Annotated in this window: 12 protein-coding genes; 9 read left to right on the top strand and 3 right to left on the bottom strand. The window is 73.0% G+C overall.

Translation table 11 applies throughout. The annotated features are described in order from the left end of the window. Positions 1–76: 76 nt before the first annotated feature. The 5 genes from OHB00_RS17600 (at position 77) to OHB00_RS17580 (ending at position 6,332) form a co-directional block, all read left to right on the top strand. Entirely contained in the window at positions 77–631 is a 555-nt protein-coding gene (locus tag OHB00_RS17600) for a hypothetical protein (protein WP_406435851.1), read from the top strand. A gap of 46 nt (positions 632–677) precedes the next feature. After that, positions 678–3,887, top strand: a complete 3,210-nt coding sequence (locus OHB00_RS17595) for a S41 family peptidase (RefSeq protein WP_406435850.1) — start codon at positions 678–680, stop codon at positions 3,885–3,887. Positions 3,888–4,053: 166 nt separating this feature from the next. Beyond that, positions 4,054–4,407 (top strand): histidine triad nucleotide-binding protein, encoded by a 354-nt coding sequence (locus OHB00_RS17590; protein WP_406435849.1) that lies wholly within the window; start codon positions 4,054–4,056, stop codon positions 4,405–4,407. Positions 4,408–4,413: 6 nt separating this feature from the next. Continuing rightward, positions 4,414–5,319 carry a ribonuclease Z gene (locus OHB00_RS17585; RefSeq protein WP_406435848.1) on the top strand — a complete coding sequence of 302 codons (906 nt, stop codon included), beginning with the start codon at positions 4,414–4,416 and terminating at the stop codon, positions 5,317–5,319. Positions 5,320–5,339: 20 nt separating this feature from the next. Beyond that, complete coding sequence (locus tag OHB00_RS17580; protein WP_406435847.1) at positions 5,340–6,332, top strand: adenosine deaminase; 993 nt, start codon at positions 5,340–5,342, stop codon at positions 6,330–6,332. A 14-nt stretch (positions 6,333–6,346) separates the two neighbouring features. Here OHB00_RS17580 and OHB00_RS17575 read toward each other — a convergent pair whose 3' ends face one another. Then, entirely contained in the window at positions 6,347–7,534 is a 1,188-nt protein-coding gene (locus OHB00_RS17575; RefSeq protein ID WP_406435846.1) for an MFS transporter, read from the bottom strand. 411 nt (positions 7,535–7,945) lie between these two features. Beyond that, positions 7,946–8,722: an IclR family transcriptional regulator gene (locus tag OHB00_RS17570; protein WP_406435845.1), complete on the bottom strand. Its 777-nt coding sequence runs from the start codon at positions 8,720–8,722 to the stop codon at positions 7,946–7,948. Between the two features lie 110 nt (positions 8,723–8,832). Between OHB00_RS17570 and OHB00_RS17565 the strand changes: the two genes are divergently transcribed. Together OHB00_RS17565 and OHB00_RS17560 are read left to right on the top strand one after the other, a co-directional pair. Beyond that, on the top strand, positions 8,833–9,774 hold the full coding sequence (locus OHB00_RS17565) for a 5-dehydro-4-deoxyglucarate dehydratase (RefSeq protein ID WP_406435844.1): 942 nt from the start codon (positions 8,833–8,835) through the stop codon (positions 9,772–9,774). 163 nt (positions 9,775–9,937) lie between these two features. Further along, entirely contained in the window at positions 9,938–11,113 is a 1,176-nt protein-coding gene (locus OHB00_RS17560) for a carbohydrate kinase family protein (protein WP_406435843.1), read from the top strand. Positions 11,114–11,389: 276 nt separating this feature from the next. Here the strand turns inward: OHB00_RS17560 and OHB00_RS17555 are convergent, their stop codons facing one another. After that, complete coding sequence (locus OHB00_RS17555) at positions 11,390–12,079, bottom strand: FAD binding domain-containing protein (RefSeq protein ID WP_406435842.1); 690 nt, start codon at positions 12,077–12,079, stop codon at positions 11,390–11,392. Between the two features lie 251 nt (positions 12,080–12,330). On the opposite strand from OHB00_RS17555, the gene OHB00_RS17550 reads away from it, so the two are divergent. Both OHB00_RS17550 and ybeY read left to right on the top strand, forming a co-directional pair. Continuing rightward, on the top strand, positions 12,331–13,398 hold the full coding sequence (locus OHB00_RS17550) for a PhoH family protein (protein WP_406435841.1): 1,068 nt from the start codon (positions 12,331–12,333) through the stop codon (positions 13,396–13,398). A gap of 14 nt (positions 13,399–13,412) precedes the next feature. Further along, entirely contained in the window at positions 13,413–13,910 is a 498-nt protein-coding gene (gene ybeY, locus OHB00_RS17545) for an rRNA maturation RNase YbeY (protein WP_234539372.1), read from the top strand. The last annotated feature ends 7 nt before the right edge of the window (positions 13,911–13,917 follow it).

Raw genomic sequence — 13,917 nt, 5'->3', positions numbered from 1 at the left:
AGGGTGATGGTTCCGAACACGTGAGTGGCCGTATGTCCCCTACCGCCACCGGCGGGACGGTGGCAGGCTGCCCTCCATGGGGGCATTGAGGCGGATTTGGGGCCGGCCGCGCGGGACCAGGGTGGCGGCCGCGGCGGGGCTCGTGGTGCTCGCCGTGGGTGGCGCGGTCGCTTGTCAGCCGAGCGACCTGAACACCGCGACGGTCGCCTACACCACCGACCAGACCGCCACCGCCGAGCTGAAACGCCAGCACGTGGACGTCAGTTGGCTCACCTGCACCGGCAACTACGGGTCGTCGAAATCGTCCGCGAAGACGCCGTCGGCCACCGAGACCACCGTCGTCTCCGTGGACTGCAAGGGCAGGACCAAGGACGGGCGGGCCATCACCGTCACCGGCCGGGTCACGAAGGCGGTCAGCGGGGCCTGCGTGCGCGGGAACCTCGTCGCGAAGGTCGGCGGCAAGGAGTGGTTCCGGGTGAACGGACTGGGCGACTGCGACGCCACGCCCGGACCGACGTACAGCACCTACCGGCCGCCCACCTACGGGCAGCAGCCCGGCCCCACCGTGACCGTCACCAAGACCATCTGGTGCCAGGGCGACCCCAAGTGCCGGCCGGTGCAGGGCAAGTGATCGAAATCGGCCACCGGGAACACACCGCGATGCATAGGCTGAGCGAGTGACTCAGGGTGCAGCGACAGGACCGCGGTCCTACCTCCGATTTCCGCACGTCCACGGCGATCTAGTCGCCTTCACCGCCGAGGACGACGTGTGGCTGGCGCCCCTGGACGGCGGCCGGGCCTGGCGGGTCAGCGCCGACAACGTCCCCGTGACCCTGCCGCGCATCTCGCCCGACGGGACCACGGTCGCCTGGACCTCCACCCGCGACGGCGCCCCCGAGATCCACCTGGCCCCCGTCGACGGCGGCTCCGCCACCCGCCTGACGCACTGGGGGAGTTCCCGTACCCAGGTGCGCGGCTGGACCGCCGACGGGCAGGTCCTCGCGATCACCACCCACGGCCAGGCCAGCCTGCGCCGCAGCTGGGCCCACACCGTCCCGCTCGACGGCGGCCCGTCCACCGTCCTGCCGTACGGCCCGGTCGGCCATGTCGCCCTCGGCCCGCACACCGTGCTGCTGTCCGCCCCGATGGGGCGGGAGGCGGCCTGGTGGAAGCGGTACCGGGGCGGTACGGCCGGGAAGCTGTGGATCGACCGGGAGGGCGCCGGCGAGTTCGTACGGCTGCACGCGGAGCTGGACGGGAACCTGGAGTACCCCGTGTGGGCCGGCGACCGGATCGCGTTCCTCTCGGACCACGAGGGCACGGGCGCGCTGTACTCCTCCCTGGCCGACGGTTCCGACCTGCGCCGGCACACCCCGCTCGACGGTTTCTACGCCCGGCACGCGTCCGGCGACGGCACCCGCGTCGTCTACGCCTCGGCCGGTGAACTCTGGCTCCTGGAGGACCTGGAGGGCGCCGAGCCGCGCCGCCTGGACATCCGGCTCGGCGGGTCCCGGGTGGACCGGCAGCCGTACCCGGTCAACGCGGCCCGCTGGTTCTCCCACGCCTCGCCCGACCACACCGCGCGCGGCAGCGCCGTCCTGGTGCGCGGCGGCGTGCACTGGGTGACCCACCGCTCGGGCCCGGCGCGTGCGCTCGTCGCCGAGCCGGGGGTGCGGGCCCGGCTGCCCGTCACCTTCCGCGTGGACGCGGAGGAGTGGGTGGTGTGGGTGACGGACGCCGAGGGCGACGACGCCCTGGAGTTCGCCCCCGCGACCGGGCTCGTGCCCGGCGCCACACCGCGCCGGATCGCCGCCGGACAGCTCGGCCGGGTCCTGGACCTCGCCGTCGCCCCCGACGGCGGCCGGGTCGCCGTCGCCGCCCACGACGGACGGCTGCTCCTCGTCGAGCGGGAGACGGGCGAGGTCCGCGAGGTCGACCGCAGCGAGGACGGTGACGTCTCCGGACTGGCCTTCTCGCCCGACTCCGGCTGGCTCGCCTGGTCCCACCCCGGCGCCGGCGGGCTCTGCCAGCTCCGCATCGCCCACACCACCGACCTGACCGTCACCGAGGCGACCCCGCTGCGGTTCAGGGACTACGACCCCGCCTTCACCCGGGACGGCAAACACCTCGCCTTCCTCTCCACCCGCTCCTTCGACCCGGTCTACGACGAGCACGTCTTCGACCTGGCGTTCGTGGTCGGCGACCGCCCGCACCTGATCACCCTCGCGGCCACCACCCCCTCGCCGTTCGGCCCGCAGCGGCACGGCCGTCCCTTCGAGACCCCCGACAAGGACGAGACCCCGGACGCCGAGGGCACCCCCGCCACCCGCATCGACCTGGAGGGCCTCGCCGACCGGATCGTGCCCTTCCCCGTCGAGGCCGGCCGCTACTCCACGCTCCGGGCCGCCAAGGACGGCGTGCTCTGGCTGCGCCACCCGGTGCGCGGTGTGCTCGGCGCCTCCCGCGCCCACCCCGAGGACCCGGCGCCCAAGACCGAGCTGGAGCGCTACGACCTCGCCCAGCAGCGCATCGAGTACCTCTCCTCCGACGCCGACCACTTCGAGGTCAGCGGCGACGGCAAACGCGTCCTGCTCTGGGCCGACGGCAAACTCAAGGTCGTACCCAGCGACCGCCGGGCCTCGGGCGACGACGACAGCGACAGCAACATCACCGTCGACCTGTCCCGGGTCCGGCAGACCGTCGACCCGGCCGCCGAGTGGCGGCAGATGTTCGACGAGACCGGGCGCATCATGCGCGACCAGTTCTGGCGGCCCGACCTCGGCGGCGTCGACTGGAACGGCGTCCTCGACCGCTACCGCCCGCTCGTCGACCGGGTCGCCACCCACGACGACCTCGTCGACCTGCTCTGGGAGGTCCAGGGCGAACTCGGTACCTCGCACGCCTACGTCACCCCGCGCGGCGGCCACGGCAACGGCGCCCGCCAGGGCCTGCTCGGTGCCGACATCTCCCGCCATGACGACGGCAGTTGGCGCATCGACCGGATCCTGCCCGCCGAGACCTCCGACCCCGGAGCCCGGTCCCCCCTCGCCGCCCCCGGCGCCGCGGTACGCCCCGGCGACGCGATCGTGGCCGTGGCCGGCCGCCCCGTCGACCCGGTGACCGGCCCCGGCCCCCTCCTCGTCGGCACGGCCGGCAAGGCCGTCGAACTGACCGTGTCCCCGGCCGGTGGTGGCGAACTGCGCCACCCCGTCGTCGTCCCGGTCGCGGACGAGGAGCCGCTGCGCTACCACGCGTGGGTGGCCGACCGGCGAGCCCACGTCCACGAGTTGTCCGCCGGCCGGCTCGGCTACCTCCATGTCCCCGACATGCAGGCGCCCGGCTGGGCCCAGATCCACCGCGACCTGAGCGTGGAGATGGCGCGCGAGGGCATCGTCGTGGACGTCCGCGAGAACCGGGGCGGGCACACCTCCCAGCTCGTGGTGGAGAAGCTGGCCCGGCGGATCGTCGGCTGGGACCTGCCGCGCGGCATGCGGCCGCACAGCTATCCGAGGGACGCGCCCCGGGGACCGGTGGTCGTCGTCGCGAACGAGTTCTCCGGCTCGGACGGCGACATCGTCAACGCGGCGATCAAGGCCCTGGGCATCGGCCCGGTGATCGGCACCCGCACCTGGGGCGGCGTGATCGGCATCGACAGCCGCTACCGCCTGGTCGACGGCACACTGGTCACCCAGCCGAAGTACGCGTTCTGGCTGGAGGGCTACGGCTGGGGCGTGGAGAACCACGGCGTCGACCCGGACGTGGAGGTCGTACAGACCCCGCAGGACTGGGGCGCGGACCGGGATCCCCAGCTGGACGAGGCGGTACGGACAGCGCTGGAGGCCCTGGAGACGGCTCCCGCGAAGACGCCGCCGACGCTGCCCCTGTAGGGAGGGGCGCCCGGTCCACCTGAAAGGGCGCCGGACTGTGCCGACATGCGGCAACCACGGCCGGCCAAGGGGCGCGGGGAACTGCGCGACCAGCCCCCGCGAACCCGCACCCGACGACGATACGATGCCCCGGAAGATCGATCACGGTGCCAAGGAAGGAAACGGAATGGCAGGGGAACCCCAGGACGACTGTCTCTTCTGCAAGATCGTCGCAGGTCACGTCCCCGCGACGATCGTCCGGGAGACGGACACCACCGTCGCCTTCCGGGACATCAACCCCCAGGCACCCACCCACGTCCTGGTGATCCCCAAGGTCCACTACAAGAACGCGGCCGAGCTCGCCGCAGGCGAACCCGCGATCGCCGCCGACATACTGCGTGAGGCCCAGGCCGTCGCCGACGAGGACAAGCTGGAGAGCTACCGCGTCGTCTTCAACACCGGCAGCGGCGCCGGCCAGACCGTCTGGCACACCCACGCCCACGTCATCGGCGGCCGCGGCCTGCAGTGGCCGCCCGGGTGACCAGCCGTGTCCGTACGTGAACTGGTGGTCCTCGGCACCGCCAGCCAGGTCCCCACCCGGCACCGCAACCACAACGGCTACCTGCTGCGCTGGGACGGCGAGGGCATCCTCTTCGACCCCGGTGAGGGCACCCAGCGGCAGATGCTGCGGGCCGGGGTCGCCGCGCACGACCTGAACCGGATCTGCGTCACCCACTTCCACGGCGACCACTCCCTCGGCCTCGCCGGGGTCATCCAGCGCGTCAACCTCGACAAGGTCCCGCACCCGGTCACCGCCCACTACCCGCGCTCCGGGCAGCGCTTCTTCGACCGGCTCCGGTACGCCACCGCCTACCGCGAGACCGTCGGCATCACCGAGGCCCCGGTCGACGCGGACGGCGACCTCGCCAGCACCCGGTCGTACCGGCTTGAGGCCCGGCTGCTCTCCCACCCCGTCGAGTCCTACGGCTACCGGCTCACCGAGCCCGACGGCCGCCGCATGCTGCCCGAACGGCTCGCCGCGCACGGCATCACCGGCCCCGACGTCGGCCGGATCCAGCGCGAGGGCGTCCTCGGCGCCGTCACGCTCGACGAGGTCAGCGAGGTGCGGCGCGGCCAGCGGTTCGCGTTCGTCATGGACACCCGGCTCTGCGACGGCGTGCACGCCCTCGCGGAGGGCTGCGACCTGCTCGTCATCGAGTCGACCTTCCTCGACGAGGACGCCGGACTCGCCGCGGAACACGGCCACCTGACCGCCGGACAGGCGGCGGCCGTCGCCCGCGAGGCGGGGGTACGGCACCTCGTGCTGACCCACTTCAGCCAGCGCTACTGCGACCCCGACGCCTTCGAACGGGAGGCCCGGGCCGCCGGATACGACGGCGAGCTGACCGTCGCCCGCGACCTGCTCCGAGTGCCGGTCCCGAAGCGCAGGTGAAACGGCCGTACGATGCTTTGATGCCCCTCCCCAAAGCAGAACTGCACCTCCACATCGAAGGCACGCTGGAGCCCGAGCTGGCGTTCATGCTGGCCGCGCGCAACGGCGTCGAGCTGCCGTACGCGGACACCGACGCGCTGCGCAAGGCGTACCAGTTCGAGGACCTGCAGTCCTTCCTGAACCTGTACTACGAGCTGATGGCCGTCCTGCGCACCGAGCAGGACTTCGACGACCTCGCCGACGCCTACCTCGCGCGGGCCGCCGCGCAGGGCGTGCGGCATGCCGAGATCTTCTTCGACCCGCAGGCGCACCTGGTGCGCGGGGTGTCCATGGGCGCGGTCGTCGAGGGCCTGTGGCGGGCGCTGGGCCGGAGCGTCGAGAGCCACGGGATCTCCACCCGCCTCATCATGTGCTTCCTGCGCGACGAGTCCGCCGAGTCGGCGATGGAGACGCTTCAGGCGGCGAAGCCGTACCTGGACCGGATCACCGGTATCGGGCTGGACTCGGCCGAGGTCGGGCATCCGCCGGTCAAGTTCCGCGAGGTGTACGAGGCCGCGGCCGCGCTCGGGCTGCGGCGGGTGGCGCATGCCGGTGAGGAGGGGCCGCCGGAGTACATCACCGAGGCGCTGGACGTGCTCGGCGTCGAGCGCGTCGACCACGGGCTGCGCTGCGTGGAGGACCCGGAGCTGGTCGCCCGGCTGGTGCGGGAACGGATCCCGCTGACGCTGTGCCCGCTGTCCAACGTCCGCCTGCGCACGGTCGACGTGCTCGCCGAGCACCCACTTCCGGCCATGATCGACGCCGGGCTGCTGTGCACGGTCAACTCCGACGACCCGGCCTACTTCGGCGGTTACGTCGCCGACAACTACCACGCCGTGCGCGACGCCCTGGGCCTGACCAGGGAACAGATGCGGGAGCTGGCCCGCAACTCCTTCCGCGCGTCCTTCCTGGAGGACGACGAGGAACTGCGGGCCCGGTACCTCGCCGAGGTGGACGCCTACGAGTTCGGCTGAGTCGCCGAGTTCGGTCAGGCCGCGACGTCCAGCCGTACCGCCGTCCCGTCGGTGAGTGCCGGGCCGGTCGTGACGGTGGTGGTCCTGCGCCGCAGCGCCACCGCCGTCAGCGGTACCGCGACCGCCAGCAGGCCCACCGCGAGGACCGTCCCCATCGCCGGGAAACCCGCCCGCGCGGCCAGCAGGCTGCCGGTCATCGGGCCGAGGGCCGTCCCCAGCGATGACGCCGACCCCACCAGCACCGCCCAGCGGCCGCGTGGATCGAGGGCGGCGGCGAGCCCGATGACGTACGACAGGACGACCGGGTAGAGCAGGTTCCAGGCGATCTCGCCGGCCGCGAAGGACGCGAGGCCGGTGGCGGACGCGCTGAGCGCGATACAGCCCGCGATCAGCACGGTGCCGAGCCCGATCGGCAGGGCCAGGCCGAGCCGCGGGCCGAGGGCACCCGCGCCGACCACGCCGAGCAGGCCGGTGCCGAGCGCCACCGCGAACACCGCGCCGACGGTCGCCTCGCCGAGGTGCGCCTGCGTCAGGCCGATACGGCCGCTGACCCCCCACAGCGAGTTCTGCGCGGCCGACCAGCACGGCATCGCGGCGGCCAGCAGCAGGCCGGAGCGGAGCTGGGGGAGCCGGGAGCCGGCGGCGGTGCGGGGGAGGGCCGGGGCGGTGCGTGGGGACAGGCGGGCGGTGAACGGCCAGACCGCGAGCGCCGTGAGCGCGATCGCGGCGAGGGGCTGCGCGTGGCCCGGGCCGAGGTGCGGGACCGACAGGTAGACGGCCGCCGCGAGGGCGGAGACGCCGAGCAGGCCGAGGGTGGTGGTGCGGTGCGGATCGCGTTGTGCGGCGATACCGGTGGCGGCGACCGCGGTGACCGTGCCGGAACCGAATCCGCCGACCACTGCGCCGGCGACGACCGCGGGGACGGCGGTGGTCAGGGCCGCTCCGCCGTAGCCGAGGGCCGCGAGCAGCAGGCCTAGGCGGGCGAGTGTGCGGGGGCCGATGCGGTCGACCCGGGCGGCGAGGAGGAAGCCTGCCGTCGCCGAACTCAGCAGCAGGGCACTGCCGATGGCGCCTGCCTGGGTGGCGGTGACGGGGAGCCCCGATTCGAGCCTGCCGACGGTGGTCGGGAGGAGGTAAGGGGCCAGGTACCCGGCCGTGAAGAGGGCGACGAGGGGCCAGGGGGTGGTGCGGGGGGCGGACACGGGCGTTCCCAGGGCATGCGAAAGGAGCGGCGGAGAAAGGGGGTTCGGCGCAGGCCGTCGAGGGACAGGAACGCGCGGGGAATTTGTATCAAGGGCGGGGGAGCGGAAGAAGAGCGGGGGGTGTGATGTGGGGCACGGTGAGGTTTTGGGGGCGGGGGAGGGGGTAGCGGCGCCGCGCGCCATGGGGTTCGGTGGAGTGGCGAGTGCGGCCAGCGGGGGCTGGGGGCCGGGTGGGGACGCTTGCCGGCGCTGGCAGGGTGCCTCCCCCAGAAGGGTGTACCCCCAGCGCCCACCCGTGCCGCCCTGCGGCACGCCTGCCCGCAGCTAAGGCGCCCCGCAAGGGGCGCGGGGAACTGCGCGACCAGCCCCCACCCGCCCGCGGCCGACGACGCACCGGTACCCTCCGGCTCCTCAACGCCAGTTGACCGTGCCGCCTGTTGTCGCTGACTCGATGCGGGTGCGGGTTTCCTGCATCACCGCCACGATCTCGGCCTCGTGCCGGGGCGTCAGCCGGGTCACCGGTACCGAGCAGCTGATCGCGTCCTGGGGCGGGGTGTCGTAGCGGAGGGCGAAGCCGAAGCCGGTGATGCCGAGGACGCTTTCCTCGCGGTCGATCGAGTAGCCACGGGCGCGGGTCTCGGCGAGGTCGGCGGAGAGGGAGTCCGGGGTCGTGCGGGTGTGGGGGGTGAGGGGCTGGTAGGGGCCCTCGGGGAGGCCGGCGTCCGGGCGTTCCGCCAGCAGGGCCTTGCCCAGGGCGCCGGCGTGGGCCGGGAGGCGGCGGCCGACCCTGCTGATCGTGCGCAGGTACTCGTGGGACTCCCGGGTCGCCAGGTACGCCACGTCCGGGCCGTCCAGGCGGGCCAGGTGGATCGTCTCGCCGAGTGCCTCCGAGGCCTCGTCGAGGTAGGGGCGTACGAGGCGGACCCGCGGGTCGGAGTCCAGATAGCTGGTGCCGGTCAGCAGGGTGCGGATGCCGATGCCGTAGAGGGAGCCCGTGGTGTCCGTGCGCACCCAGCCGCGGGTGATCAGCGTCTGGAGCAGGGCGTACATCGAGCTGCGCGGGACGCCGAGTTCGTCCGCCAGCTCCTGGAGGCGGGCCGGGCGGTCGCCGCGGGCGGCGAGCAGCTCCAGCAGCTCCACCGTGCGCGCCGCGGACTTCACCTCGCGGACCCCTGCTGTCTCCGACATGCGCTGATCGTAAGGGGGTGGGGGCGGTGCGCGCCGTTGACGGCGAGGCGTTCGCATATCTAGTCTCTGTCTTCATACATAGATGACGTCCATGTCAGGAGATGGGTGCGGTGGCCGGACAGCCGGAGCGTGTGGTGCGGAGGCTGCGGGACGGGATGGCGGGCGGTGTGCTGTCGTTCCCGCTCACCTCGTTCCACGCCGACGGGTCCCTCGATGTGGACGGATTCCGGGCGTACGTCGCCGGGCAGCTGGCCGCCGGGCCCGGCGCCCTCTTCCCGGCCTGCGGCACGGGGGAGTTCTTCTCGCTGGACGAGGAGGAGTACCGGCAGGTCGTGACGGTGGCGGTCGAGGAGGCCGGCGGGCGGATGCCGGTGGTCGCCGGGGTGGGGTACGGCTGGGCGCAGGCCGCCCGGTTCGCGCGCATCGCGGAGGAGGCCGGCGCCGACGCCCTGCTCGTGCTGCCGCACTACCTCGTCGCCGCCCCGCAGGACGGACTGATCGCCCACATCGAGGCGATCGCGGGCCGGACCGGGCTGCCGCTCGTCGTCTACCAGCGCGGCCAAGTCACGTACACCGCCGAGTCGTTGGCCCGGATCGCCGGCATCCCCGGCGTGATCGGCCTCAAGGACGGGCACAGCGACCTCGACCGGCTGCAGCGGCTCACCCTCGCCGCCCCCGACGGCTTCCTCTTCTTCAACGGCGCCGCCACCGCCGAGATCCAGGCCCGCGCCTACGCCACCGTCGGCGTCCCCGCCTACTCCTCGGCCGTGCACGCCTTCGCCCCCGAGATCGCCGACGTCTTCTTCGGCGCCCTGCGCGCCGGCGACCAGGGCACGGTCGACAAACTGCTGCGCGGCTTCTACGTGCCGTTCGTCGAACTGCGGGACCGGGTGCCCGGATACGCGGTGTCGCTGGTGAAGGCGGCGGCCCGGCTGCGCGGCCGGCCGGTGGGCCCCGTGCGCGCCCCGCTCACCGACCCCACCACCGCCGACCTCGCGGACCTCAGGGCGCTGCTCACCGCCGGCCTCGACCTCGTGGGGGCCGCACTGTAGGCCTCACGGCCGGGGCGTGCGGCGGCCGTACCCGCCCGGCCGGCCGGCACCGGCGATGCCGCCGGCAGGGACGCCTCGTTCGGGCGGTCGTACGGTGAGAGCGGCCGCCTCGGACCCGACATGGTGCAGACTGGCCGGATCCGCACACGTCAGGGAGCGCACCGTGACCGCGTCCAACGCGTTCGCCGGAGAGGAACCCGAGTACCTCGACGACGACAGGGGAGCAACAACACCGCACTGCGCCGCACAGGTCGACCCGCTGGCCGCCCTGCGCACGCCGGACGACCCGCCCTGGGACGTCTACCTCACCGGCACCGTCTTCCTCGACATCGTCTTCACCGGCCTGGACTCCGCGCCGGTGCGCGGCACCGAGTCCTGGGCCCGGGGCATGGGCTCCAGCCCCGGCGGCATCGCCAACATGGCCACCGCCCTCGCCCGCCTCGGCCTGCGGACCTCCCTCGCGGCCGCCTTCGGCGACGACCACTACGGCGAGTACTGCTGGGACGCGCTCGCCCAGGGCGAGGGCATCGACCTCTCCCCGTCCCGGACGGTGCGCGGCTGGCACTCGCCGGTCACCGTCTCCATGGCGTACGAGGGCGAGCGGACCATGGTGTCGCACGGGCACGAGCCGCCCGCCGACACGCTGTTCCGCCAGCAGAACGCACCCGGCCACCCCGCTCGTGCACGCGCCGCCGTCGCCTCGCTCACGCCCGGCAAACGCAACCCGTGGATCGCCCGCGCGGCCGCTGAGGGCACCCGGATCTTCGGTGACATCGGCTGGGACGACACGGGCGAGTGGGACCTGGCCGCGCTCGCCGATCTCGAACACTGCGAGGCGTTCCTGCCGAACGCGGAGGAGGCCATGCGGTACACCGGCGCGGACTGCCCGCGGGCCGCGGCGCACGCCCTCACCGAGTACGTGCCCGTTGCCGTGGTCACCCTCGGGGCGGAGGGGGCGTACGCGGTCGACGGGCGGACCGGGGAGTCCGCGGAGGTGCCGGCGATCGCCGTGGAGGCCCTCGATCCGACCGGGGCGGGCGATGTCTTCGTCGCCGGTTTCGTCACCGGGACACTGGCCGACTGGCCGCTGGCCGACCGGCTCGCCTTCGCGGGGCTGACGGCGGCGCTGTCCGTCCAGGAGTTCGGCGGCTCGTTGTCGGCTCCCGGCTGGTCGGAGATCGGGGCATGGTGGCGGAAGGTGCAGTCGGTGACGGGGCAGGAGCCGGCGGCGCTGCGGCGGTACGCGTTCCTGGAGGGGCTGGTGCCGGAGGAGGACCAGGTGAGGCCCTGGCCCCTGCGGAGGGCGGTGCCGACGATCGGGTTCGGCCGGGCCGGGTGACTGCGGAGAGGGCGGGTGCGGGTGGCTGGAGGCTGGGGCAGGGGGTTTTCGCTTACGGCGCTGGCACGGTGCCTCCCCCCAGAGGGGGTACCCCCAGCGCCCACCCGTGCCGCCCTGCGGCACGCCTGCCCGCAGCTAGGACGTGCCCCGTAAGGGGCGCGGGGAACTGCGCGACGAGCCCCCACCGGCCCGCACCCGACAACGAGCCGTCACCCCCCCGGCCTACTCCCCCCGCACCCGACAACGAGCCGTCCCCCCCCGGCCTACTCCCCCGGCCTACTCCCCCCGCACCTTGGCAACCTGCACCCGCACCAGCGACCGCCCCGCCCCCGACACCCCCGACAACGCACCGGCGAACAGCTCCTCCACCCCGCCCCCGTCGGCCCCCACACTCCCGCTGCTCACCACATAGCCCTCCCGCACCGCGACCCTCAGCACACCCTCCGTGTCCACCGCAGCGGCGGCGATCGTCGGCACCTCCCCGCCCGCCGGGTCCGGCACCTTCGTGTACGCCCCCTTCACCGGCTCCCGCCAGCGCAGCGCCAGCAGGACCGGTGACTTGGCCTCGACTTCCGCGAGATCCACCTCGTACACCCCGTCCGCCGTGAGCACGTCGGCCCACGCGTCCAGCGCGATCGCCGCCGGCAGCAGGTCCCGCAGCGTCGACCCGGCGATGTTCCCGCCCACCGTCGCCGTCCGGCGCACCGCCCCCGTGCCCACGCCCTTCGCCGCCTGCCGCAGCAGCTCGGGAACCCGGTCGTCCAGCTGGTGGAGAAGGACCGCGCCTCCGAGGACCCCGTTCCCCATCGCCGTCGCCTCCGGTACCTTCCGCAGGGACACCGCCTGTTCCGGGAAGCCGTCCCGCTGCCACGCGGCCCATATCAGGGTCGCTCCGCCGACCGGTACCGCCCCCTCGGCCAGGCATTCCCGGGCCTCGGACACCGACGTGGGCAGTCGCAGCAGCACGGCTACCTGCTTTCTGTGCGGACAGGTGGCGTGGAGCGGACGCGGCCCCCCGACCACGTATGGCAGTGACGGCACGGATTCTGCCCCGGCGTGCCGGAGCGCATGCAGGGCTCACGGCGGCAACGGGGGCGCCTTTCCCGGGGAAAAGACCTACGGCGTTGTCAGCCCCGCGTCGTACGCTTGATACCGCGAGGCCGCCCTCAGCTACGCGGCCGTGACGAGGAGGAACCGCAGGCCTTAAGCGCCGGCCCATGACTCAGACACCGACAGCTCACACTCCCGCGCAGCAGCAGGCCCGAGCCCAGTTCGAGGTTCCCGCCCAGCACCCCATGGTCACCGTGCTGGGATCCGGCGACTCCCTGCTGCGCGTGATCGAGAAGGCCTTCCCGGCGGCCGACATCCACGTCCGGGGCAATGAGATCAGCGCGGTCGGCGATGCCCGTGAAGTGGCCATCGTCCAGCGCCTGTTCGACGAGATGATGCTGGTGCTCCGCACCGGGCAGCCGATGACGGAGGACGCAGTGGAACGCTCGATCGCCATGCTGCGGGCGAGTGAGAACGGGGAGGGCCCGGAGGAGACCCCGGCCCAGGTTCTGACGCAGAACATCCTGTCCTCGCGCGGCCGCACCATCCGCCCCAAGACCCTCAACCAGAAGCGGTACGTCGACGCGATCGACAAGCACACGATCGTCTTCGGCATCGGGCCCGCCGGTACCGGCAAGACGTATCTGGCCATGGCCAAGGCGGTGCAGGCCCTGCAGTCCAAGCAGGTCAACCGCATCATCCTGACCCGGCCGGCGGTCGAGGCGGGTGAGCGGCTCGGCTTCCTGCCGGGCACGCTCTACGAGAAGATCGACCCGTACCTGCGCCCGCTGTACGACGCGCTGCACGACATGCTCGACCCGGACTCGATCCCGCGCCTGATGGCGGCCGGGACGATCGAGGTGGCGCCCCTCGCCTACATGCGCGGCCGCACCCTCAACGACGCCTTCATCATTCTCGACGAGGCCCAGAACACCTCGCCCGAGCAGATGAAGATGTTCCTCACCCGGCTCGGCTTCGAGTCGAAGATCGTGATCACCGGTGACGTGACGCAGGTCGACCTGCCCAACGGCACCAAGAGCGGTCTGCGGCAGGTGCAGGAGATCCTCGACGGCGTGGAGGACGTGCACTTCTCCCGGCTGACGTCCCACGATGTCGTACGGCACAAGCTGGTGGGCCGTATCGTCGACGCGTACGAGCAGTACGACAGCACGCACGGTACCGAGAACGGCACGCCCAAGGGCGGCCGCTCGAAGTCCGCGCACAAGGGGAAGTAGACAAGCGCAGCGCCATGTCGATCGACGTCAACAACGAGTCCGGAACCGAGGTCGACGAGCAGGCGATCCTCGACATCGCCCGCTACGCCCTCGCGCGGATGCGCATCCACCCGCTCTCCGAGCTCTCGGTGATCGTCGTGGACGCCGACGCCATGGAGCAGCTGCACATCCAGTGGATGGACCTGCCCGGCCCCACGGATGTCATGTCCTTCCCGATGGACGAGCTGCGCCCGCCGTCGAAGGACGAGGACGAGCCGCCGCAGGGGCTGCTCGGCGACATCGTGCTCTGCCCGGAGGTCGCCGCGAAGCAGGGTGCCGAGGCCGAGACCCAGCACTCCATGGACGAGGAGCTCCAGCTGCTCACCGTCCATGGCGTGCTGCACCTGCTCGGCTACGACCACGAGGAACCCGACGAGAAGGCCGAGATGTTCGGCCTGCAGGCGGCCATCGTGGACGGCTGGCGTGCGGAGCAGGGCCTGACCGGCCCGTCCCCGGCGCCGACCGTCTCGTAGGCGGGCC

Origin of the sequence: Streptomyces sp. NBC_00631, assembly GCF_045206895.1 — a bacterium.
Classification (GTDB): Bacteria; Actinomycetota; Actinomycetes; order Streptomycetales; family Streptomycetaceae; genus Streptomyces.
Note: the sequence above shows the minus strand (reverse complement) of the source record. Positions and strands in the feature narration are given on the sequence as shown.